Consider the following 22,110-nt stretch of genomic DNA (forward strand, 5'->3'; position numbering starts at 1 on the left):
TATATCTTTAATTCAAGATATTAATGTAAAAAAAATTATTTTTCGAGAGAGAGACCTAATTTTTTCAGCATAGCTATAAATGTTTCTTTTTCCTGGTCATCAAGTACACTGAACATCTCCTGAATAGCTGCCTGGTGACGGGGGAAGATCTCATCCATCAAGGCAGAGCCTTCTTCTGTAATACGTACATTAATAATTCTCCGGTCTTCCGGACACCGGGTCCGAAAAAGATATTTTTTCTTTTCGAGTTTATCAATAACGTAGGTCATGCTTCCACTCGACAGCAGAATTTTTTCTCCGATGCGCTGAATGGCCTGTTCTCCTTTGTGATACAAAAGCTCAAGCACAGCAAATTCGGTAGGATTCAAACCATGTGCACGTATATCCTCCCTTATTTTTTCTTCTACTGCATGATTGGCTCTTGATAACACGACTAATGATTTTAAAGCGAGGTCCTGCCCGCTCATAGGATTGCTCATGCTCATCATATCCTTAATTCAATTATCTTTAATTAAAGATAATATTACGCTTTGTTTTTTTATGTGTCAAGAAGGAAACGAGTATTTTAAGAAAAAGCTCGTTTGTTTAAGAACCAGCGTGGCTTTGCTGATTAAAGAACGCCCTTAGTTGTAATCATTTTTCCTTTTAAATAAATAAAACCGGCTGATTTTTCAGCCGGTTTATTCGTTTTCTCCTTTTTCAAGCGTACCATCTAAATTAAAAACAACTCCACGCTGCTCTATCGTTGTTTGTCCCATTTCAAATAGTACTGTTCCAGCCTGCGGTGTAAGCCGGTCCTTCGTTTCGTAATTCACGTGTACAGCCCGTTCGTTATTTTTTTCCACGAAATTGATCGTGTACTGAATGTTATGACCGTCGCTGCTTTTCGTAGTGTGTGTGCCTTTTTCTGGTTTGAACGTAATTTCGGTCATTAGAAAACCTCCCTTTTCTTACGGTCTGCTTCTCTTTACCCGTACAGGGCTTACGTTCAACCTTTTATTACGAAGCGATTTTTAATTTCTGACCGATACTGATTACACCAGTATTGGAGATGTTATTGTCTGCAGCGATTTTTTGGACAGTAGTATTGTATCTTCCTGCGATGCTGTACAACGTATCACCTGACTTTACGGTGTACGTAGTAGATGAGGCTGGCGGAGAGACTGTGCCTTTACCCGGGATTTTCAACACCTGGCCGACCCGGATAACGTTCGAGCTCGTCGGAATGCCGTTCGCTTTTTTCAGCTCCGTCACGCTCACATCGTTGCGGTTCGCGATGCTGTACAGCGTGTCCCCGGATTTCACGGTATACGAGCCGGATTCAGCAGGAGGTGGAGTAGTAGTCCCTTTGCCCGGGATTTTCAATACCTGGCCAACCCGGATAACGTTCGAGCTTGTCGGAATGCCGTTCGCTTTTTTCAGCTCTGTCACGCTCACATCATTGCGGTTCGCGATGCTGTACAGCGTGTCCCCGGATTTCACAGTATAAGAAGCTCCCCCGGTCGATGGCGAACCCTGGATTTGCAGAAGCTCAGAGACCGTTACAAATTTGTATCCCTGCGCTTTTAGTTTGGTAATCATTTCCGGCAGTGCAGCTGGCGTGCCAGGCGCTCCTGCCCCGGTGTGCATTAATACGATGGAACCTGGTTCAATATTATTGACTACTTTATTCAACACCTGTGTTTTTGAAAGTCCTCTCCAGTCAATCGTATCAATATTCCAGTGAAGAGTATGCGTATAGCCTGCATCTCCCACTGTTTTAAGAACTGTAGAGTTAGTGGCGCCAAACGGAGCCCGAAAGATTGGCTTGGTTGATTTACCGGTAGTGCTTTTTACCAGGGCTTCAGTATCTGCTAACTCCTTTTTCATTTTCGTTGTGGAAATGGTAGTGAAATCAGGATGGGAATATGAATGATTACCGAGTTGGTGCCCAGCAGCTGCGATATTTCGAATAGACTGCGGGTGATCTTTCGTACCAGTACCAGTTAAGAAAAACGTAGCTTTTACATTGTGGGTCGACAGTGTCTGAAGAATTCTGGAAATATTCGTGCCATCCGCACCGTCATCAAAAGTCAGCGCCACCACTTTACTCGAAGTGTTGCCTTTCACTACGTACTTTGAGCTCGCAGCATCCGCCTGAACCGGGAACGAGAAACAGGTAACAAGCAAAAATACCAGAATGACAGCGGCTTTAAACCACTTCATAACCATCCTGCTCACCCCATTTATTTAGTTATGCCGGTCCCCCGGCATATGTATGAGTGAACATCCATTCATTATTTCCTTTATTATACTGCAAATCCAGCAATAAGTACCGTGCTTAAAGAACTATATTTTATACATATAAAGTACATTTTTTTAGAAATTTCTCTTAAATTTAGAAATATAAGCAAAAAAAGCCTGGCATACCAGGCTTTTTTAAGTCATTACTATTTACACAGACGGATAACCCTCTGGATTATTTTTAATCCAGCGCCAGGAATCCTCACACATATCCTCGACTCCTTTTTGAGCGGTCCATCCCAGTTCATTACGGGCCTTGGCCGGGTCGGCATAGCAGACAGCAATATCACCCGGACGCCGGTCCCGTATTTCATACGGCACGTTCTTGCCGGATGCTTTTTCGAAGGCCTCCACCAATTCCAGTACACTGTAACCCTGGCCGGTGCCAAGATTAAACTCTCCAATACCCGGCCCTTCCATCGATTTATGCAGGGCGCTTAAATGACCCTTCGCAAGGTCGACAACGTGAATGTAGTCCCGCACTCCTGTACCGTCTTTTGTTGGATAATCATCGCCGAACACATTCAGCTGCGGGAGCTTTCCTACTGCCACCTGCGTTATATACGGCATCAGGTTGTTTGGTATACCGCTTGGGGATTCTCCGATGCGTCCACTTGGATGTGCGCCGATAGGATTAAAATACCGTAGAATGGAAATACTCCATTCGTGATCGGACACGTAAAGATCCCGGAGAATATCTTCAATCATCAGTTTTGAATTGCCATAGGGATTCGTCGCCTGCAGCTCAAAGTCTTCCGTAATTGGATTTGTTTTAGGTGTGCCATACACGGTAGCCGAAGACGAAAAAATCATCTTTTTCACATCATATTTTTTCATTGTCTCTAAAAGGATAATACTACCCGTAATATTGTTATGATAGTATTTGAGCGGAACCTCCACAGACTCTCCGACTGCCTTCAGCCCTGCCAGGTGAATGACTGCTTCAATATTAAATTTTTCAAATATGCTCTCCATTCCTTTGCGGTCCAGCAGATCCACATCGAAATATTCAAGAGTTTTTCCTGTGATTTCCTCCACCCGTTCCAACGAAACAGAGCGGCTGTTGGAAAAATTATCAATAACTACTACTTCGTGACCTTCCTCCAATAGTTCTACACAAATGTGGCTTCCTATATATCCCGCACCGCCGGTTACCAGAATCATCGCTGATCTCCCTCCAAAATTTGGTTATTTATTATTTTCAAACTACATCATTTTCTTATTAATAACAATACTATTATCTGTAAAACTCTTTACTGCTTTGATTTTCTGCTCTATTCCCAGACATTATATCCACGCGGGGAATGAAAATGGCAGAACCCTTTAGATTCTGCGTACTGCCGGCTTTCTTTCTCTTCACGCCCCGACACCGTCAGTACTTGAATTTTGTGTTTTTTCCGCAGCTTTTTTAATTTGGCAATTTTCTGCTGCGCCCATTCATCCCCTACAATTGCTGAATACTCAAACCCTTCCCACATGACGGCGTTTACAAACGGATACGTAACAGAACTGAGCGTATCAAATCCCCAGTTTTGAATGAGAGTGAGGTGCGGATGCTTATCTTTAATGCTTTGCATAAACACAGCCATCGCGGCACGCTGCTTACGCAGTATTTCAGATTCGTTTTCATGCTCGTCATCGATGTTTCCCACCGTGTCTAAAAATACACCGTCACACCCTTTGGCGTAAACCTGCTTTGTGACTTCATTCAAAAGGACTTGCCGGTAATGCTCTTCGTCCATATTCATAAGGTAGGAATCCCACTGTTTATAATATACGCGGCTTCCATGGCGGTGAAAAAAATCTTTTTCCTCCATCTGTGTATACAAAGCCTCATTCCATCGATCCGCTTCCATTGCATTAATATAACCGTAAACTTTCGTTCCCGCCTGTTGAATGGCTTTTACCTGCTGTCTGGAATAATACACCGGTTCAATGATTACCACATCATAATTTTTCATTTCCCTGATTATATTTTTGTTTGGGGAATCGTAAAAAATTTTGTAATTTTTCATTTTCGTCAGCGGGAAAGTACCGCTAGAAGCGGGTTTTATTTTAGTTAGAAAAGACTCATAAAAAAATAGAGAAAAATTTGTAACAAAAATCATTTTTTGTGAGATAATACCCATAATGCTCCTCCTTATAGATAATAATCAAGCTTTGAAGCACAGAATTAGGACCGGTCCTTTTTAAGTGCAGGGATTTATGAACCATGTCATTGAACCCTTATCATCACAGTTTCAATTCTTTTGTAAGTACAAAGTTTCATTAATCTTACTCTGATGGTGCGGTAATGGCAATATGGTACATAAATCTAATATAACTTTTTGAAGAGGTGATGGGATGATTTACACGCAGAAAAATGTGTGGAGAAAAGTTGTGGAGCTGCTCGTTGTCGTTCTTGTACTGGGGATCATCGACCAGGTATTCCAGCTGGGAATGCTTGATTGGACACTTAACCCATTTTTGTTTGTTATTTTGTTTTTCTCTCTGCGGTACGGCATTAATATTGCCATCCTGAGTTTTTTCACTATTCTTGTGTATCACATTATTGCCACATTTACAGCAGGGGATGATCTGTTCCTTCTGTTTTATGATACCGGGGACTACCTTTATTTATTGTTTTCCCTGCTTCTCGCTGTTATATGCGGCCTCTACAGCTCGTCCTACCGGGAGCGCTATGAAAGTCTTACGTACACCCAGGATGAATTAAGGGATGATAATAAAGAACTGACCAAAACCATTAAAGAACTCGAGGATTCCCAACGGGTTATGCAGGAAAAAGTACTGGACTCCGAGCATACTCTTGCTCAGATTTACCAGGTCGGCATTAAGCTCGACCAGCCTACGCCGGAGCTTGTGCGAAATGAAGCGATCGCGATTATCGCAGATTTATTTAAAGCTAATGATATTGCGATTTATCATGTGGATTCGTCGAAAAGATCCCTTCGGCTGAGAGTGCGTCAGGGAAGCTCCCAGATACTGCCGCAAACTGTATTTTTAAGCGAAGAATCATCCTTTTACCAACGCTTGTTTACGGAAAAGGCAATCACGCTGCGAAACGTCAAAGACGAAAAAAATGCCCCGGTAATTGCAGGGCCAATCGTTTATAACGAAGAAATCCAGGAAGTACTGATTATCGACCAGCTCGATTTCTCCCGTCTTACTACTCATGAAATCCAAATCATGTCCTTTGTGCTTGACTGGATTTCCAACCGTATTGAAAAAGCACGTGAATGGCAGGCCAAGGACGAAGAGAAACAAATGCTTCCCGGAACAAATGTCTACTATAAAGATGCCTTTGATGCTCATGTGGCCCAGCAGGAGGTGCGCCAGGAAGAGTACGGCGTTCCTTACAGCACAGTAGCCATTCAGTTTGACCGCTTCGAGAGAATGTCTGTTGCTGAAGCTGAAGTTATTTTGCGGACCTACCTGCGTGAAATAGATATTATCGGCTTTGATGCCAGACAGAGTATTCTCTACTTCCTCCTGCCCGGCACCGATGCTGAAAACGCTCAAGTGGTTGAAAAACGAATCAAAAAAGCCTTAAAAGAAAAAGGAGGCACTCATGCTGGGTAACCTTATACAGCCAACGATACTCGTGATTCTTTTTTACATCGTTCACGCCTGTATTTTATTTGCTGCGGCGAAGGCTGCGAAAAAAAGACTCCAGGCGGATCAGTACGGAGCCGTTATCTGGATTGTGCTGATCAGCTGCTTTCTTCCTTTGCTCGGGGAGGCTTTCGGTCTTCTTGCCTGGTGGGCTTCGAGGCGGGTGGATTCAAACAAAATTGTCTCTGATTATACAGAATACGTGAAGTTTCAGCCGATTAACCTGGAGCATCTTCGCTATGAAGCCAAAGACAATAAAAACCTCACTCCCTTGATGGAAGCATTTACAAACGATAACCAGCCGGACCGCAAAAGCTTAATGCTGAAGCTGATTAACTCCAATATCTCGGATAAAGGAAAGTATTTGAATCTCGGACTCAACAACGATGATTCAGAGACCGTCCATTATGCTGCGACGACAATGAATCTGCTTGTCGACCGCTATGAAAAAAGTCTTGATACAGCAAAAACGAAGCATGAACACCTTCACAGCGAAGAGACTCTCAGCAGATTGATGGGAGTGTACCGCGGCTACCTCGACAGCCGCCTGCTTGACGATCATTCGCAGGAGCACCTCCGCTATGTGTATCTTCAGTTTTTAGAACAGGCGGCCAAAGACTTTCCGGATCATATGGAGGTTTTCAACCAGCTTGGAGACATCTATCTGCAGCAAGGTTCTCCAACACAGGCCGTCAATACGTACATGTATATGCTTCAGGCTTTCCCGCATGAAGCCGATGGTTATTTAAACTTAATCGAATACTACTATAATCAAAAAGACTGGGCCGGGATAGAGCAAGTTCTCTCTCAAATGAATGAACATGTAGCTGCAGAAAAAATACCGGAAAACCGCCAGTATATTGTCCGGCAGATGGGAGGAGTCGTTTCATGAAAAAACAGATGATGAAGTCAACGATCGGGCTCTTCGTCGTTATTTTAAGTATTCTTCTTATTCTCCAGTTTATCCGGCTCGAGCGTTTTCAGCTGTGGCTCCCCCATCAGGCCTCAAACACAGCGGAAGAAACAGAAACGATGGATTCCGGCAACGCGGAAACGGCGGGTGAAGAAATGAATGTCTACATTCACAAAAACGACAGTGACCTTTCTGAAAATACGTTAAATAACTTTGAGCATGCCCTCGATTATGCTAAAGTGCCGCATACCGAAATTTCCCGGGACGAAATTGCAGATCTCGAGCCTTCTCCTTACAATGTGCTTGTTCTCGCCGGCGAGCATGCTGAAGAATGGCCGTTTGAAGAAATAGAATCCTTCGTCGAAGAGGGCGGCCGTCTCTACATTGGCGCTCGTTTTATTGATACAAGATATAATGAAATGCTCGGCATTGACGACGTGAATGATTTTAGCAACCGGCAGGGCCTTACCTTTGAGCAGGAGCTTTTTCCGGGCTATACCGATCTTGGTTCTGATTCTACCCTGTTTTCCCACAGCATCGCCAACATAACACTGCGTGAAGGAGCGGAACCTTATTTATCCACCGAAGGCGACCCACTGATGTGGACAAATGAATACGGGGACGGAAAAACCCTTTTCTGGAACACAACTTCCATGGAAATAAAAAACTCACGGGGTATGATGCTGCAGTCACTATCTATTCTGCCTCCTGCTTTTGCAAGCAGTCAGGCTGACATTAAAATGGCCCATATTGACGACTTCCCTGCTCCCGCTCCGACAGAGGAGAACGAACAAATTGCCAGTCAGTACAATATGTCTGTGGAAGATTTTTACGCTGATGTCTGGTGGGAGGATATGAAACAAATCGGCATGGACCATGACCTGACGTATACTGGATTAATCATCGGGACATATGAAGATAGAATGGATGCTACGGCCGAAGAGCTTATTGAAAATGACCGCTTTCCACTGCTTTTCTTCGGCAGAAATGTCTACCGCCACGACGGGGAGATCGGCCTGCACGGGTACAATCACCAGCCGCTCGTAACCGAAGACGAACCGATGGATCCCGAGCTTTTATACCGACCTTGGGAAAGCCAGGAGAAAATGGAGGAGTCACTGACACGGGTAGAGGAAGTATTTCAGCATTACTACCCTGAAGAGGAATTTAAAACGTACGTGCCTCCTTCCAACGTACTGAACAGAACCGGAATTGAAGCGATTCATGAAGCTCTTCCAAGCATTAACACAATTGCTTCTCTCTATACCGGCGAAGGCGAAGGAAGCTTCATTCAGGAGTTTGAAGAAGATGAAGAATATCCTTCGATTTACCATTTCCCGCGTGTCTCCAGCGGGTATTGGGAAAGTCCCGACTCTCAGTTCATTCAGGCAGATGCAATTGCAAACTTCGGTGTCTTCTCCCACTTTATTCACCCGGATGATGTGCTTGACCCGGACCGGGCTTACGGGGAAGGCTGGGAGGATATGAAAGCTCAGTTTGAAGACATGGCAGTTTTTGTCGAAGACACTTATCCGTACCTCGACAGCATGACCCAGGCACAGGCAACCGAACGAATGAAAAGCTATCAGGCTTCAAACATTGACGTTATGTATCAGGAGGACCGGATTATGATTCAGGGGGAAAGTCTTCTTGAACCTTCCACCATGATGCTTCGTGTTGAAAAGGGGACCTCCATTGAAACAGGGAGCTTTGACTTCGGCTCCATTGAAGCCTACGGTGATTCCGGCACATTGTACCGGCTGACCCTCGAAGACCCGCAGGCTGAAATTCCACTAAAGGATGATGCGTCATGAAAATAGGCATGGTTGTAGAAGGAAGCTATCCGTACGTCAGCGGCGGGGTGGCCAGTTGGGTGCAGATGCTCGTAAAGCAGATGCCTGAGCATGAATTCGTCATCATCGCTATCACTCCGGAGCCGATCTCCCCGGAAGATTACCGTTATGAGCTGCCGGGCAACATTTCGCAGGTCCTGAATCTTCCGCTTAATATGCAGCAGCCGAGACGGCAGCGGAATTTCCATTTGACGTCGGAGGATGAAGAAGCCATTACCGAATGGATGATGTTTGAGTCAGTCCGTTCGGACGCTCTTCTTGCTCTCGGACAAAAGCTCGGGGGCACAGAAAACTTTTTCTCAAGCAGCCTGTTCTGGGAAATAGTGCAGCAGAGCTACGATAAAGAAAAGCAGTCCGGTTCGTTTATCGATTATTTCTGGATGTGGCGCGGCATGTTTGCGCCCGTGATCGAACTGCTTCAATTTTCTTTTCCCGAGCTTGATATTGTGCATTCAGCCTCGACAGGCTATGCCGGTATGGTAGCTGCAGCTATTAAAAAACAGCAGGAAATTCCCTATCTTCTGACCGAGCATGGCATTTATTCCCGGGAGCGTGAGGAAGAAATTCTTCAGGCTGACTGGATACCGGATTACTACAAACAGCGCTGGATCACGTTTTTCCACCACCTTTCCCGTCAAGCATACAAAGAGGCGGATGATGTAATCACCCTGTTTGCCCGCAACGGCGAACTGCAGGAGGATATTGGAGCTGATCCGTCTAAGATTGAAATCATCCCAAATGGAATTGACTACTCCCGCTTATCGCTTGTAGAAAAAGATAAGCATCATCGATCCTATGTTCATATCGGAGCCATCGTGCGCGTTGTGCCTATTAAAGACATTAAGACGATGATTCATGCCGGTAACATCTTAAAAAGCCGTTCTGTCCCATTTAAACTCACTATTATGGGGCCTCTGGATGAAGATCTCGAGTATGCCGGTGAGTGCCGGCGGCTCGTCGACCAGCTTGGGCTCCAGGACCACGTCTTTCTAGTCGGAAAAGTAAACATTACCGATTACCTGCCAACGTTTGATGTATGTCTGCTGACAAGTATTTCTGAAGGACAGCCACTGGCCGTTCTTGAAGGGATGGCTGCGGGCCTCCCTTTTATCGCTACAAATGTAGGCTCCTGCTCCGAGCTGATTCACGGCCGGGAAGGCGATCCATATGGGCCGGCCGGCTTTGTGGTGCCGCCGGTGAACCCGGAGCAGGTCGCCCAGCGCTGTGAATGGATTTATCAGCACCCGGAAGAGGCCGAAAAGTTCGGCCGCAACGGGCAGAGCCGGGTCGAAGCGTATTACCAGATTCATCAGTTTATTCAGGAGTACACAGAACGTTATCATCAAAGGGGGCTCGAATATGGCCGGCATAGGGTTTAAACTCCAGCAGTTGTTTCAGGAAGATTACTTTTCCTCCAGAATGAAAGCCTATGCTTTTGCCGGCCTCGTAACCGCCGGGCCATGGATTGTAGTTATCGCCACGATTGCGATGATCCAATGGTTTTCCATGGTTTTTCTGCCTGTAACGCTGCAGGAACGGGAGCTTTTCAACTTATCGATTTCCTATTCATTTATATTTTCTCAGGTGCTGTTTGGTATCCAGCAGCTGGTAGTTACGCGATATGTCGCGGATCTATTTTATGAGAAAAAGACAAATAAAGTCTTTCCAACCTTTCTCGGAATGACAAAAGTAACTCTGCTTCTCGCGGTTACTGCCTGGCTCATCTTTATATGGATCAGCTCTCTTCCATTTTTGTATGAGCTTTTGCTCCTCGTATTGTTTGTAACCATTAACTTAATCTGGGTGCTGTTTTTATTCTTAAGTGCCGCAAAGTTTTATCAGGCTGTCGCCTACAGCTTTTTATCCGGGGCAGTGGTTGCGGTGGGAATGGTATTTCTCCTTGGCCGCTCTGCAGAAGCTTTTGCATTCATTCCACACGCTACAAGCTTTATGCTTGTACTCGGATTTACGAGCGGCATGGTTATCACCTTGTTCGGGCTGCTGTTTTCGATGCTGCTCACGTTTCCTCTTCATACATCTGACAGCCAGTTTCAATATATCAGCTATTTCGACAAATACCCGACCTTGTTCTGGACCGGATTTTTGTACAATGTCGGTATCTGGGTGTGTAACTGGATTATCTGGTTCGGGGAAGGAAGGTCGATTCTTCTCGACTCGTTCGTCTATAACCGGGTGTATGATACCGCGATCTTCTGGTCGTATCTGACTATTATTCCTACCCTGATTATCTTTGTTGTATCGGTGGAGACCCGCTTTTATGAGCGGTATCGTTCATTTTACGGCTATATCAACCAGGGAGGGACGCTTCAGCAGATCAAAACGTCGAAGGAATCTATGCAGTACGTCTTGAAGCAGGAGCTTGAACGGCTCGTTCGCAGCCAGGGCCTGATTTCGATTGTAATCATTTTATCGATTGGCTACGTTACCTCCTTCGTGGCAATTGAGGACGATATCATTTCGATTTTCCGTTTTACGACGGTCGGAGCCTTTTCAAACGCGATGGTTCTTGTGCTGACGCTCATCCTTCTCTATTTTGAAGACCGGCGCGGTGCGATGATTACTTCCATCCTGTTTTTCTCTTTAAATGCGGTACTCACCTTCCTGCTGCTTCCTTTTGGATTTAACGGCTACGGATTAAGCTTTGCTCTTGGATCGAGCGGGGCCCTGCTGTTTGCTCTGCTCCGTCTCACGTACTTTATCGAAAAAGTCGATTACTTTGCTTTTTGCAATCCGAATAATCTTGAACGTCCAAATCCTCCGACCCTATTTACTAAATTGAGTCAGTGGATGAACAAACGCACCATTCTTTAAAAGCATAAAAGAGCCGGACGGATAAACTGCTATCCGTCCGGCTCTTTTTTATTCAATGACATCACGTGCGGGGGAATCCTGCGACAATTCAAAGTTGTAATTAGCGGCGTTTTTATACTGCGGATTCACGTAACGGGAATCGTTATTACTGCCAATCAGGGACTGAAATTCATTAAGCGTCGATACCTGCTCGTTTTCCCAAATCCAGATGCCTTCCTTGCCCTTCTCCCGGTGGTACACATTCTGGTCAAATTCGTTGTTCGTGTTATCTTCAAAGTAATTAGCCACAAACACCCGGGAGCTTCCTGCTGTTAATATATTGTTTTCAATCCTGTTGTTTTCCGTATCATTCTGCAGCAGCAGCTGTCCTCCGTCCAAATCGTTTGTATCATTACGGTATATAATGTTTTCTGTAATCGTGCTGTCTTTTGTCCCGCCTCTTTTTTCGTCATACCCGCCGATGGAGATACCGGTAAAGTTGTTTTCATAGACGGTGTTCCCGGTAATCCGGATATTGTCCGCCTGTTCCCCGTCCTGCTCTGAGGTTGCTTCAATACCCAGGTCATTCCTGTATACCGTATTGTTCTGAATATCAATGTCGCTGCCGCCGTCTACATAAATGCCTCCTGCGGCATAAACATCCCCCTCGCCATACGCAGGATTGCCATACGAAGAGTTGTCGTAGACGGTGTTGTTTTCCACTATTCCATTCCGTGTGTAATCAAGATCCGGGTCGTCTCCGACCTCCTCGTAGCCGATCATGTCAATTCCAATGTTGTCGTTATGGCGTACGGTATTCGAAGCAATCGTAAAATCTTCTACATTTCCATTTAGCACCACCGCTTCGCTTGAGCCGAGTATAAGATTTTCCACTGTATTGTTAATAATTTCGACATTGGTTATCGCTTCCCGGCCGTATACCGCAATACCGTGAGCATTTCCGCTGTCTGCGTTTGTTTCAATCCCGCGAATATGGTTGTTATCGAGTGTAATTCCTTCGGCGCTGTCATGAACGAAAATACCTACTGGTGTTTCGTTGCTAATTTCTGTCGATAAATTCTGGATGGTGAATCCACGAATGGTGATATGATTCTGGTTTTCTATACGGATCATTGCTGTTATACCTGCTTCATCTTCCATTTCTTCACCGCTTAAAATGACTTCTTCGTCTTCATATGCCTCAAACGTAACCGGATTCGATGCGCTGCCGCTTTGTGATACCTCCAGCGGTTCTTCGTACGTGCCCCCTCTGACATATACGATTGTTCCAGGCTCCGCCTGTTCAGAAGCTGCGTTCAACGTCTGCAGCGGTGCTGATCTGCTGCCGTCATTACTGTCGTCCCCGTCCGTCGCTACATAAAGACAGGAGCTCGCGGCTGCCTGAGTGCATTCCGAAAAAATTAATACTCCGGCAGTAATACCCGCTGCAATAAGAAGCGTCAGGGCTATCCATAGTTTTTTCATTTAATCTGCTCACTTTTTGTCAAAGTTACCCTGAGTATTCTGCACAGGGATGATACTGTTATTTATTATACGTCATAACAAGAGTTTAGTCCTAGTCCCTGCCTGGAATTTTATTTTTTATTAAGCCGATTCCAAGCAATATTAGCCCGAGGGCAAGGAGTACTGCCCCGACGTAAGCAGCATATATAAATGCGTTTGGCTCTGTAGCTTGTGGGTCCAATACTGAAAAGAAAAAACCGGCTGGCAGCAGTATGGCTGACATCGGAATACTGTGGCGTATAAAGCGTTTCGTTTTTGACCCATAGGAAGTATAGTCCACATATAAAAGTATGACCAGTGAAAGGATAAGAAGCACTCCTGCGTGCGCATGTCCGGCACGAAAGAAATCCTGCCGGAGCGTATTCTCTACATAACCTGCATCCTTAAAAACAATCATTTGAAGCAGACTAACGCCTCCGTAAATAACTGCAGGTAATACTATCACCAACCATCCTGCTGTTCTGCGGCTCTCTTCTTCCACTTTTTCTCCTCCTTGTGCACCTGGTTATTTTCCGGCTGTCCGGTTCAATCGTTCTTTGGCTGTACCGGTCGCTTTGGTTACTGGCTCAGTGCTAAGAGCTTTGCCGAGCCCAAAGGACGGCATGTTTACATAAATCGATTCGTATGCCCCTTTTGGCACTATATACGTTTCGTGGTAAATCCCTACTGCGTCATTTCCTTTAGTTCTTTTATTAAACGTCCGCCACGCCTTCAGATGCTTCGGCGCCTTTGCGTATGCCAGCAATTGTTCTTCGGAATTCCAGTACTGGATCATCATCGTTGCTGGCAACTGGATATAGCTTTGTAAGCCCATGCAGCCAAGTTCTTTGTTTATTGATAATTCTTTGATCATTGGAGGCATTGCAAGCAGTACCGGCAGCCATTTATGCACCGCCCGCCATTTGTTGATTCTCATTCCTATTACAAACACAGTCACTTCCTGGTCCCCTGTCGTGGTATACCTGCCGGTCATAATTTCACTGGTCATTCTTTTCTCCCCTTTCGCTGTAGTTCTCCCGAAAATGACAAGCTTTGCTCATCTTTTCTTTATCATACCCTCTTTTTTTTGATGCGGCTTCCTTTTCATAAAAAAACTCTTCAGCTGTTTTAGCCGAAGAGCTATTATTAGATTTCCACCACTTCATGTATCGTTGTCCGGTTCCGCCCTTTTTGTTTCGCATTATATAACGCACGGTCCGCCTCGTTAATCACCTCTTCAGTATCCCGGCCTCTTTCCCATTTCGCTATCCCGATTGATACCGTTACCGGCACCGGTTCTCCGCAGTGGTGCAGGGCTTTTATATTCATCTCCTCTTTTACCGTCTCTGCCAGCCTTTCCGCTTCTTCATCACCTGAAACGTCTGCCGCTGCCAAAAACTCCTCCCCGCCCCAGCGGGAGACAAAGCCTGTATTCTTGAGGTTTGCCGTAATAACTTCCGAGACATGTATGATAGCTGCATCTCCTACCGCATGCCCGTATTGGTCATTTATTGATTTAAAACAATCAATGTCGATCATCATGATATAAAAGGAATCGTTCTTTTCCATTTTTCCAGACATCAGTTCATACATCTTCCGCCTCGTAAAAAGCCCTGTGAGTGCGTCAGTTGCGGCCATATGTTCAAGCTGCCGGTTCATTTGATATAAGTTCTGGATCATTTGATCAAAATTATTACGGAAAATCGAGCCGAGCAGCGCTATAATACAAAGCGCACCCACTATATTTGCTTCCGGCAAAACGAAAGCCACAATATCATTTTCCACAGGAGGCATGCCTGCAGTAATTCTGTATAATCCCATATACAAAATTATAATAATTACAAAAGCCATAGGCTTTACCCCGCGAATCTGCGGAAAAAAGAACAGAACATAGGCAGTAACAATCATGTAATAATGAAAGCCCGTTCCCCAGCCAAGTACCAGCGTAGCCACAACAGCATGGGCCATGACTTCTGTAAGTACGAGGAAAAAACATGTTACATATTTTCTTTTTTTCATTAAATAATAGGCAATTACATATGCAAGGCAGCTGATTACATTCACAGCAGCCATCATCTCAAATTGCAGCCACCAAAAGCCTAAGAGCCACACCATATGAACAGTAAAGGCAACGTACACACCGTACTTGATCGTTGTATGATATAACTGCACTTCTTTATTTTGTCCACTCAAGAGTCAGCCCTCCCCTCAGCCACAAACTGCGAACGTTACAATTCTTTTCTTAACAACAAAAAATATACTTAGTACTTTATTATAAATTATATAGTTCTTTAGTCTTATAATATCATTATTATTACCCATTGTCTTCTAATTCAAACGTTTCGTATGAAAATTTTTTCATACTCAACCATATAAAAAACCGCTTTTCAGCGGCTTTTTACCTTTTATTTATTTGCCAACATACACAGACTGAGGCCGGATGATCCGGTTATCTTTTCGCTGCTCTTCAATATGGGCACTCCAGCCGACACTTCGTGAAAGGGCGAACGTTGGAGTGAATAAACTTTTAGGAAGCTTGACGGCTTTTAAAACAGCGGCTGCATAGAATTCTACATTAGTATAAAGCTTTCTTCCCGGCTTGTATTCCTCCAGCAGCTGTACCGCCTTTTGTTCCACATAATACGCAGTATCAAGCCAGTCATTTTCACCTGCAATGTTTTCACATATTTTCTTTAACGCTTCTGCTCTCGGATCTGTCGTTTTATATACCCGGTGGCCGAACCCCATCAGCCGCTCCCCGGACTCTATTTTCGCCCGCAGCCACACTTCTGCGTTTTCTTTCTCTCCTATAGCTTCAAGCATATCAATGACCCCTCCCGGTGCTCCTCCGTGAAGCGGGCCTTTCAGGGCGCCAATTGCTCCGGCAGCAGCCGAAAAGAAATCGGACTCTGTAGAAGCAATCACCCGGGAAGTAAAGGTGGAAGCATTCATGCCGTGCTCCATCGTTAAAATTAAATACGCTTCGAGCGCCCGGATCTCTGCTTCTGCTGGCTTTTGGCCGTGGAGCATATATAAATAATTCGCAGTATGGGAAAGGCCCGAATTCTCCTGAACAATCTCTTTTTGCTGAAGCGAACGATGGCGATAGGCGATAATGACTGGCAGCACAGCAATCAGTCTTTCAGCCTGATCACGCAGCGGTTCTTCCAATGAAGGCTTTTCTGCCAGCGCAGACACTGCAGCCTCGAGAACACTCATCATATTCAGGTCATGAGGAAATTGCTCAATCATCTTACAAATATGCTCCGGCAGCTTTCGTTTTTTCTTCAGCGAGTCTGTAAATACTTGCAGCTGCTGTTCATCAAACTTTTCTCCTTCAAGCAGCAAATAAGCGGCTTCTTCAAACGAAGATTCAAGTGCTATGTCTCCCGCGGGGCGACCCCTGTAAATGAGCCTCCCCTTTTCCCCGTCGACCATACTTACAGCAGTTTCGGCAGCAACTACATTTTCCAGTCCTTTTCCTTCCATTATATTTTCCTCCTTTATGATTGTTACATTAAGTCTAGCGCAGGTATATAATAATAAACATTAAATAAATTCTTCATTATTAATAATATTATGTTATTAAAAAAGGAGGCTATCATGAAAATAGAGTGGCTGGAGACGTTCACTACCGCAGCTCTATATGAGAATTTCCGCGAGGCGGCGGAAATTCTTTTTATTACTCAGCCGGCGGTAACTATCCATATCCAAAATCTCGAAAAGCAGCTCGGATTTAAATTATTTGTTTCCAAAGGCCGCCGGGTCACACTGAGTCCGGACGGACGCCGGTTTCTTCCGCATGCCCAGGCTATTCTTAAAAGTTATCATTCCGGACTCGAGGACATGGAGCAGTGGCATCAGGGTAAGACACGCACACTGACAATCGCCGTTTCCCCGCTCCTTGCGGTATCGATGCTTCCCCGGGTTATACGCAGATTTATAAAAACCTACCCGCATATTGACGTAGTCATCGACGTTCAAGAATCAGCTCTCATTGAACGCCGTCTCCATGATGGCTCTGCCGACATCGGCCTTTCACTGCTCCCGGCTTCTGGAGGCGATACGAACCAGAAACTGCTGCATCAGGAACCAGTGCTTTTAATCGCCCCTCATGACGGAGGTGATGCTGAAACAGCTCCGCCCCTCGACAGCACAGACGTCCTGACGAAAAATGTCATTTTCACCTACAATCACCCCGGTTATTGGGAAATACTGCTTCGAAAGCTGCGGGCCCGCTTCCCCGCTCTGCAGACGATGGAGGTTTCCCAGAGCCACGTAACGAAACGGTTTATCGAAGAAGGTCTTGGCGTGTCTTTTCTCCCCCGTTCTGCAGTGAGAAGGGAACTTGCCGAAGGAAGGGTCCTTCATGTGGACGCCCCGGAATTCGACCTTCCGCAGGCTTCAACCTACCTTTTGTATAAGTACACAAGCGAAGAGGTCCTTCAGTTTCTTGATTATGTATAGAAAAAGGTGCCGGCTTCCCGCCAGCACCTACTGCTTCCAGTATTAAAAGCTTTCCTTCAGCCATTCAAGAAAGAGCTCGTAATCCTCCTCTACCCGCTCTTTGTAAAACCTCGACCATGTAACCATTTCCTCAACAAAAATTTCTTCGTTGTCTCCGATGGCTTTTAAAATTTCATCTTCGCTGTGATAATCAAGCAGCCCCTGGGCAATATCAATATCTGCCCGGGCATGAACTTTTGCTGATATTTTCCCCATGGTTTTCACCGTACGGTGCATCCGTTTCGGCTTCTCCAAATGCTTGCTTTTTAAATCTTTGTCGTACGGTGACCGTTCCCGTACGTAGTAGTCGCGGTGCTGCAGCGTGAAGTAGCCTAAATAAGGGTCAGCCAGATGGTGCATTGCCCGCTGGGTTTTGATTACCCGTTTACCCTGATGCTTATTTGTGGTCCAAAACGTTTCTTCATAAGGAAAAAAGTAAGCTGGAATCGGCGTCCGTGCTTCTTTTGCTTCCAAAATAACATGGTCCTCTCCGCCTTCAATTAAAATGTAAAAACGCTTCAGGCCGGTGGAACCAATGCCGGCTCCGGTCTTTTTCACTATATCCTTGATTTCATAATGCTCTTCGCTCCGGTAGCTTTCCTCTGCCAGACTGCCTAAATATTGATCCCAGATTTTAACTATTTCCTGATACTCTTTGTCAGTTACCGAATCCAGTTTTGACTTTTCTTTCTCAAATACATGGTCGCCGCTGTCATTAATGAAAGTCTGCTTTTCGAGCTCATGGGTGGCTTTTCGGTCCTCAAGCTTTTCGAGCGTCTTTTTTATTGGCTGCTTTGTGTTTTTTGAAGTAAACTGCGTTTTCACAGGATCTTTTTTGCCTTTTTTAAACTTTTTCAGACGTTTATGATAGGCTTCTAAATACGTCCGCACAAAAGCGTCCCGCTCCTCATCATCAAATCCCTGCTGCATCGCAAATAGCCGGATGCTGACCACCATACGGAGTACATCATACAGATAAGAACCAAGATATCCCTCATCAAAATCATCCACATCAAAAACAATTTCTCCGTTTTCATTTTGAAAGCTGCTGAAATTCTCCATATGCATGTCGCCCATAATCCAGGTTGGCTTATCTTCTGGTGTGTGATGCCGGAACGGGATATTTACTACATCGTAGTAAAACAAATACGCACTTCCCCGGAAGAAGCTGTAGGGATCCTGCTTCATCTTGACATATTTCGCCTTGCGGCGCGTTTTGTTCAGGTTCATCAGCCGGTCATCGAATTGATCAAGAATGGTTGCCAGCGTCTGCTTACGCAGATATTTTTTTGTCGTGTAAAAATCCAGTTCTTTATTTTGTTCTGACACCAAATCTCTCCTTTTTTTATGAATTCCATTATTTTCTATCATACCATGTCAAATCGCAGGTATCACTTACCCTCTTTTTCCCTTTCCTATCCTCTCTGCTTTTGTGCTACAATCACTTTAATCTACGCTACTAATCAATAAAGAAGGTCTTTGTATGTTTAATGACTTTAAACGTGTGCAGCCGGCGTGGCTGCGCCTTTTTGTTACTGCAGCAGCTGCCTGCGTTGGCGGCTTCTTCTTTTCCATGCTGACTATTCCTGTGCCCTGGCTGCTCGGGCCTATGGCAGTTGTATTACTTCTTTCAAAGCTGCCGCAAATGCAGATGTATTGGCCACAGCCCCTTCGGAATACCGGATTAATCATTGTCGGCTATACGATCGGCCTGGCTTTTACGATGGAGACCTTTTATCAGATCGGCTCCCAGCTGCCGATGATGATCGGACTGACCATGCTGCTTCTTTTGTTTTCCGGATTAATGGCCTTCGGGTTTGCCTCTCTTTCCGGGGTTTCCCTGCCCACGGCTTTGACCGGGAGCATTCCGGGAGGCCTTTCCCAGATGGTAACTCTCGCGGAAGAAGAAAAGCAGATTGATATTACGGTCGTAACGTTCATGCAGGTGACCCGGCTCATTTTAATTATGTTTCTGGTGCCCGTGCTTGCAGTGAGCCCGCTATTTACAGACGGAAACGCGACGTCCGGAGGAAGTTCCGTTCAGACAGCGGCGTCCTGGGACAACCTTTTTCCTTCTGCTCTTCTGTTTCTTGGCCTCTGCCTCGCCGCTGCCTGGACCGGCCAGAAGCTACGGCTGCCCACCTCCTATATGCTCGCTCCTATGCTTGTAATGATCGGTGTTACGCTTATCGGCCTACAGGCGCTGGCTCTCCCGGTTGTCGTAACGAACGGGGCACAGCTGTTGATTGGTACTTACTTCGGTCTGCTGCTCCGGCCCGAACAGCTTCAGCATAAAGCAAGGATAGGAGCCTTGACCATAGCCGGCGGGGTCGTTCTAATCGCCGGGGCGTTCAGTCTCAGTCTGATTCTTGAGCACCTGCATCACGTTTCTCCCGCTACCGCCTTATTAAGCCTGGCTCCTGGCGGCATGGACCAGATGGGCATTATCGGCCGGGAAGTGAACGCGGACATTTCAATTGTCATCTGCTATCAGCTGTTTCGCATTCTGTTCATTTTTATAGCCGTACCCCCAATACTTCGGTGGCTATTTAAATGGATTAGAAAGCGCGGGTCATTGAAAGTATAAAAATATCCCTTTGCCTTTTATCAGGGCGAAGGGATATTTTTTAATGTTATTCATAATTGGAATAATTTTCAGCTACCTCCAGGTCCTTTTTGAAAAAGCTGCCCGGCGTGTATTCAAGCTCCGTGAGCGCAAGCCTTTCTTTAAAATACTGCTCGAGCTTTTTATCCGTGCAGTAGATAAAGCATCCTTTCTGCCCTCTCGTCATCAACGTCCGGTAGGTGTTCCGGATGATTTCATCGGCAACGTTCCCGGCTTTTTCAGGCTCTTCCTTCATCATTTTTTTGATTCCTCGCAGCGACTGATCCGTTTTGGCCCGTTTCGTATAATCGGTCTGTACTTCTCCGCCCCGATACACGAGATCGTCCCCGATAATGACCCCCACATAATCGAATTCGAGTCCCTGACATGTGTGAATGCAGCCCGCTTCTGTAACTGATCCTTCATCAATGGCCCACGTATTGGAGGTATCGAGGTTCCAGCTGATGCCAAAGCCGTGCTCCGGAAGTGTAATGTCGTAAGCATCCGAAAAAGACCTCTCCTTTTTTGGCCATTCCCAGCAGTAGCCTGCCACGAGCCTTGCCTTGTTCTTTTGTTCATTTAACAAAGCAATCGTTTCGTACAATTCATTTGGATCGCTGAACACCCTGAAATCGTAATCCTTTCTCATGAAATGCTCATTGGCTGTTTCCCGGATGCCGAGCGTATCGTCCACCCAGGCCAGGTAGCCGTCGGAGCCGTTGCAGCGAAACTGGGAGGCAAGCTTCATCCGATGCAGGACGCCTCCTGCCTGCTCGGTGAATGCTTCGATTTCCTTCGTCGTTCCCGCATCCTTTAAAGTAACCCGCTGGTGTTCATCCATAAAAAATACCGCCAGCTTCGACGTATGAATGATTTCTTTCATCTGATTTTCACCGAGATTTTGAAACAAGCCGGACTTTTCATTTAAGCGGTGGGCTTCGTCTACGACAAGCACGTCCAGTTCATCCTTCGGCCGGTCCACATAGCTGCCTGAGCCCTTGAACAAGTTATCGATATGAGTTTTGCGGTAGTCCTGCTTTAGTTTATTGGCATACACATTTCTTGGCGCTGAATTTTTTGTCACATACTGCACAGTTTGATTTCTATTCGTCAACTCCACCAGCAGATTCACCGCAAGTACTGATTTCCCCGTGCCCGGCCCGCCTTCGACTACTAGCACCTGCTTGGTATCCGTACGTTTCGCTTTTTCTGCGAGCTGGAGGGCTGTTTCGTATACGACCTTCTGGTCATCAATCATCAGAAATTCATCGTTTCCTGCGAGCATGCTGTTCAACGTATCCTGCAGCGATTTCGACGGCCGGATTTTCCCTTTTTCGATTTTATAAATATTTTCTTTGTTGTCCCCGTGCGTCAGATATTGTTTAATAAATGCGCGGAGCTCGCCGGCCCCTCCCTTTGCAAATACAGGAGCCTGCTCTACATAATAGGTATAGACGTCGTCGGTGAGCGGTTCATTTTCCGACTGTAACAGATAGTTATGTAAATAAGCGCACGGATGCAGCTCAATATGTTCCCTTTGGACATTTTCATTATAATCTTTAATAAGAGAGGCGTACGACCAGGCCTGATAGGAAGGATGAGTTGTTTCCACGAGCCCTCCGCCCATCACCGTTTTAACAATAGCTTCTTTTCCCTCAATTTTTTCCGCCCTGCTCCACTGCTTCAGCTCGACAATAACGATAGAGGGGTCATTGTTATTTTTGCCTGATATTAAAAAATCCACCCGCTTCGCCGTATACGGAATTTTAAATTCAATCGCGACACCGGCATTGTCCGGGATCCCGTCATCCATCAGCACCCGGTACATGTACTGCATCGAATTATCCCAGGACCGCACCTCTGCTTCGTTGATTTTACCTACCTTGGACGTGTAGTTGCTGCATATATTGGTAACGAGTTCATCGTGAAAAACATCTTCCAGAAATTCATGTTTATTTGCTTCGTAAACGATCAAGGCTAAAGCTCCTTTCAGCTTGCAAAATGAATAAAAAATGTTTCGTTAT

20 protein-coding genes are annotated in these 22,110 nt (G+C 45.5%); 7 read left to right on the forward strand and 13 right to left on the reverse strand.

Annotated elements, in window-relative coordinates; genetic code table 11:
• Positions 1-35: 35 nt before the first annotated feature.
• The 5 genes from ACTRXH_RS09205 to ACTRXH_RS09225 form a co-directional block, all read right to left on the reverse strand.
• On the reverse strand, positions 36-488 hold the full coding sequence (locus tag ACTRXH_RS09205) for a MarR family winged helix-turn-helix transcriptional regulator (protein WP_474281814.1): 453 nt from the start codon (positions 486-488) through the stop codon (positions 36-38).
• A gap of 192 nt (positions 489-680) precedes the next feature.
• The gene (locus ACTRXH_RS09210; RefSeq protein WP_462865091.1) at positions 681-932 is read right to left on the reverse strand and encodes a hypothetical protein; all 252 of its coding nucleotides are present in this window, start codon (positions 930-932) and stop codon (positions 681-683) included.
• A gap of 67 nt (positions 933-999) precedes the next feature.
• Entirely contained in the window at positions 1,000-2,205 is a 1,206-nt protein-coding gene (locus ACTRXH_RS09215) for a LysM peptidoglycan-binding domain-containing protein (RefSeq protein ID WP_474281816.1), read from the reverse strand.
• A gap of 228 nt (positions 2,206-2,433) precedes the next feature.
• Positions 2,434-3,447: a UDP-glucose 4-epimerase GalE gene (galE, locus tag ACTRXH_RS09220; protein WP_474278853.1), complete on the reverse strand. Its 1,014-nt coding sequence runs from the start codon at positions 3,445-3,447 to the stop codon at positions 2,434-2,436.
• Positions 3,448-3,557: 110 nt separating this feature from the next.
• Positions 3,558-4,244 carry a glycoside hydrolase family 191 protein gene (locus tag ACTRXH_RS09225; protein ID WP_474281818.1) on the reverse strand — a complete coding sequence of 229 codons (687 nt, stop codon included), beginning with the start codon at positions 4,242-4,244 and terminating at the stop codon, positions 3,558-3,560.
• A 382-nt stretch (positions 4,245-4,626) separates the two neighbouring features.
• Here ACTRXH_RS09225 and ACTRXH_RS09230 point away from each other — a divergent pair, with 382 nt between their 5' ends.
• The 5 genes from ACTRXH_RS09230 to pelG are packed head-to-tail and all read left to right on the forward strand — an operon-like array spanning position 4,627 to position 11,493.
• A complete protein-coding gene (locus ACTRXH_RS09230; protein ID WP_474281820.1) occupies positions 4,627-5,862 on the forward strand; it encodes a hypothetical protein in 1,236 nt (411 codons plus the stop codon).
• On the forward strand, positions 5,852-6,787 hold the full coding sequence (locus ACTRXH_RS09235; RefSeq protein ID WP_474281822.1) for a tetratricopeptide repeat protein: 936 nt from the start codon (positions 5,852-5,854) through the stop codon (positions 6,785-6,787). The genes ACTRXH_RS09230 and ACTRXH_RS09235 overlap by 11 nt, the downstream gene beginning before the upstream one ends.
• Positions 6,784-8,622 carry a DUF2194 domain-containing protein gene (locus ACTRXH_RS09240; RefSeq protein WP_474281824.1) on the forward strand — a complete coding sequence of 613 codons (1,839 nt, stop codon included), beginning with the start codon at positions 6,784-6,786 and terminating at the stop codon, positions 8,620-8,622. Before ACTRXH_RS09235 ends, ACTRXH_RS09240 begins: the two co-directional genes overlap by 4 nt.
• The gene (pelF, locus tag ACTRXH_RS09245; protein WP_474281826.1) at positions 8,619-10,040 is read left to right on the forward strand and encodes a GT4 family glycosyltransferase PelF; all 1,422 of its coding nucleotides are present in this window, start codon (positions 8,619-8,621) and stop codon (positions 10,038-10,040) included. Before ACTRXH_RS09240 ends, pelF begins: the two co-directional genes overlap by 4 nt.
• Complete coding sequence (pelG, locus tag ACTRXH_RS09250; RefSeq protein WP_474278863.1) at positions 10,021-11,493, forward strand: exopolysaccharide Pel transporter PelG; 1,473 nt, start codon at positions 10,021-10,023, stop codon at positions 11,491-11,493. The genes pelF and pelG overlap by 20 nt, the downstream gene beginning before the upstream one ends.
• A 48-nt stretch (positions 11,494-11,541) precedes the next feature.
• Here the strand turns inward: pelG and ACTRXH_RS09255 are convergent, their stop codons facing one another.
• The 6 genes from ACTRXH_RS09255 to ACTRXH_RS09280 all read right to left on the reverse strand — a co-directional run bounded on the left by ACTRXH_RS09255 (position 11,542) and on the right by ACTRXH_RS09280 (position 16,464).
• Positions 11,542-12,957 carry a right-handed parallel beta-helix repeat-containing protein gene (locus ACTRXH_RS09255; RefSeq protein WP_474281828.1) on the reverse strand — a complete coding sequence of 472 codons (1,416 nt, stop codon included), beginning with the start codon at positions 12,955-12,957 and terminating at the stop codon, positions 11,542-11,544.
• Positions 12,958-13,048: 91 nt separating this feature from the next.
• Entirely contained in the window at positions 13,049-13,477 is a 429-nt protein-coding gene (locus tag ACTRXH_RS09260; RefSeq protein ID WP_474281830.1) for a hypothetical protein, read from the reverse strand.
• Positions 13,478-13,501: 24 nt separating this feature from the next.
• Positions 13,502-13,984: a DUF4188 domain-containing protein gene (locus tag ACTRXH_RS09265; protein WP_474281832.1), complete on the reverse strand. Its 483-nt coding sequence runs from the start codon at positions 13,982-13,984 to the stop codon at positions 13,502-13,504.
• On the reverse strand, positions 13,974-14,141 hold the full coding sequence (locus ACTRXH_RS09270; RefSeq protein ID WP_474281835.1) for a hypothetical protein: 168 nt from the start codon (positions 14,139-14,141) through the stop codon (positions 13,974-13,976). The genes ACTRXH_RS09265 and ACTRXH_RS09270 overlap by 11 nt, the downstream gene beginning before the upstream one ends.
• Complete coding sequence (locus tag ACTRXH_RS09275) at positions 14,122-15,168, reverse strand: GGDEF domain-containing protein (protein WP_474281837.1); 1,047 nt, start codon at positions 15,166-15,168, stop codon at positions 14,122-14,124. The genes ACTRXH_RS09270 and ACTRXH_RS09275 overlap by 20 nt, the downstream gene beginning before the upstream one ends.
• A 216-nt stretch (positions 15,169-15,384) precedes the next feature.
• A complete protein-coding gene (locus ACTRXH_RS09280; protein WP_474281839.1) occupies positions 15,385-16,464 on the reverse strand; it encodes a citrate synthase in 1,080 nt (359 codons plus the stop codon).
• A gap of 114 nt (positions 16,465-16,578) precedes the next feature.
• On the opposite strand from ACTRXH_RS09280, the gene ACTRXH_RS09285 reads away from it, so the two are divergent.
• A complete protein-coding gene (locus tag ACTRXH_RS09285) occupies positions 16,579-17,442 on the forward strand; it encodes a LysR family transcriptional regulator (protein WP_474281841.1) in 864 nt (287 codons plus the stop codon).
• 42 nt (positions 17,443-17,484) lie between these two features.
• Here ACTRXH_RS09285 and ACTRXH_RS09290 read toward each other — a convergent pair whose 3' ends face one another.
• Entirely contained in the window at positions 17,485-18,810 is a 1,326-nt protein-coding gene (locus ACTRXH_RS09290) for a DUF2252 domain-containing protein (RefSeq protein ID WP_474281843.1), read from the reverse strand.
• A gap of 154 nt (positions 18,811-18,964) precedes the next feature.
• Here ACTRXH_RS09290 and ACTRXH_RS09295 point away from each other — a divergent pair, with 154 nt between their 5' ends.
• Positions 18,965-20,068, forward strand: a complete 1,104-nt coding sequence (locus ACTRXH_RS09295; protein WP_474281845.1) for an AbrB family transcriptional regulator — start codon at positions 18,965-18,967, stop codon at positions 20,066-20,068.
• A 46-nt stretch (positions 20,069-20,114) separates the two neighbouring features.
• On the opposite strand, the gene ACTRXH_RS09300 is transcribed toward ACTRXH_RS09295, so the two are convergent.
• Complete coding sequence (locus tag ACTRXH_RS09300) at positions 20,115-22,061, reverse strand: DNA/RNA helicase domain-containing protein (protein ID WP_474281847.1); 1,947 nt, start codon at positions 22,059-22,061, stop codon at positions 20,115-20,117.
• Between the last annotated feature and the right edge of the window lie 49 nt (positions 22,062-22,110).

Source organism: Marinococcus sp. LNHM5E3-2.1, assembly GCF_056034365.1.

Excerpts from the sequence above, each read along its gene's own strand:
- ACTRXH_RS09205 (WP_474281814.1), bottom strand. The coding sequence starts at position 488 with ATGATGAGCATGAGCAATCCTATGAGCGGGCAGGACCTCGCTTTAAAA.
- ACTRXH_RS09210 (WP_462865091.1), bottom strand. The coding sequence starts at position 932 with ATGACCGAAATTACGTTCAAACCAGAAAAAGGCACACACACTACGAAA.
- ACTRXH_RS09215 (WP_474281816.1), bottom strand. The coding sequence starts at position 2,205 with ATGAAGTGGTTTAAAGCCGCTGTCATTCTGGTATTTTTGCTTGTTACC.
- galE (WP_474278853.1), bottom strand. The coding sequence starts at position 3,447 with ATGATTCTGGTAACCGGCGGTGCGGGATATATAGGAAGCCACATTTGT.
- ACTRXH_RS09225 (WP_474281818.1), bottom strand. The coding sequence starts at position 4,244 with ATGAAAAATTATGATGTGGTAATCATTGAACCGGTGTATTATTCCAGA.
- ACTRXH_RS09230 (WP_474281820.1), top strand. The coding sequence starts at position 4,627 with ATGATTTACACGCAGAAAAATGTGTGGAGAAAAGTTGTGGAGCTGCTC.
- ACTRXH_RS09235 (WP_474281822.1), top strand. The coding sequence starts at position 5,852 with ATGCTGGGTAACCTTATACAGCCAACGATACTCGTGATTCTTTTTTAC.
- ACTRXH_RS09240 (WP_474281824.1), top strand. The coding sequence starts at position 6,784 with ATGAAAAAACAGATGATGAAGTCAACGATCGGGCTCTTCGTCGTTATT.
- pelF (WP_474281826.1), top strand. The coding sequence starts at position 8,619 with ATGAAAATAGGCATGGTTGTAGAAGGAAGCTATCCGTACGTCAGCGGC.
- pelG (WP_474278863.1), top strand. The coding sequence starts at position 10,021 with ATGGCCGGCATAGGGTTTAAACTCCAGCAGTTGTTTCAGGAAGATTAC.
- ACTRXH_RS09255 (WP_474281828.1), bottom strand. The coding sequence starts at position 12,957 with ATGAAAAAACTATGGATAGCCCTGACGCTTCTTATTGCAGCGGGTATT.
- ACTRXH_RS09265 (WP_474281832.1), bottom strand. The coding sequence starts at position 13,984 with ATGACCAGTGAAATTATGACCGGCAGGTATACCACGACAGGGGACCAG.
- ACTRXH_RS09270 (WP_474281835.1), bottom strand. The coding sequence starts at position 14,141 with ATGAAGTGGTGGAAATCTAATAATAGCTCTTCGGCTAAAACAGCTGAA.
- ACTRXH_RS09280 (WP_474281839.1), bottom strand. The coding sequence starts at position 16,464 with ATGGAAGGAAAAGGACTGGAAAATGTAGTTGCTGCCGAAACTGCTGTA.
- ACTRXH_RS09285 (WP_474281841.1), top strand. The coding sequence starts at position 16,579 with ATGAAAATAGAGTGGCTGGAGACGTTCACTACCGCAGCTCTATATGAG.
- ACTRXH_RS09295 (WP_474281845.1), top strand. The coding sequence starts at position 18,965 with ATGTTTAATGACTTTAAACGTGTGCAGCCGGCGTGGCTGCGCCTTTTT.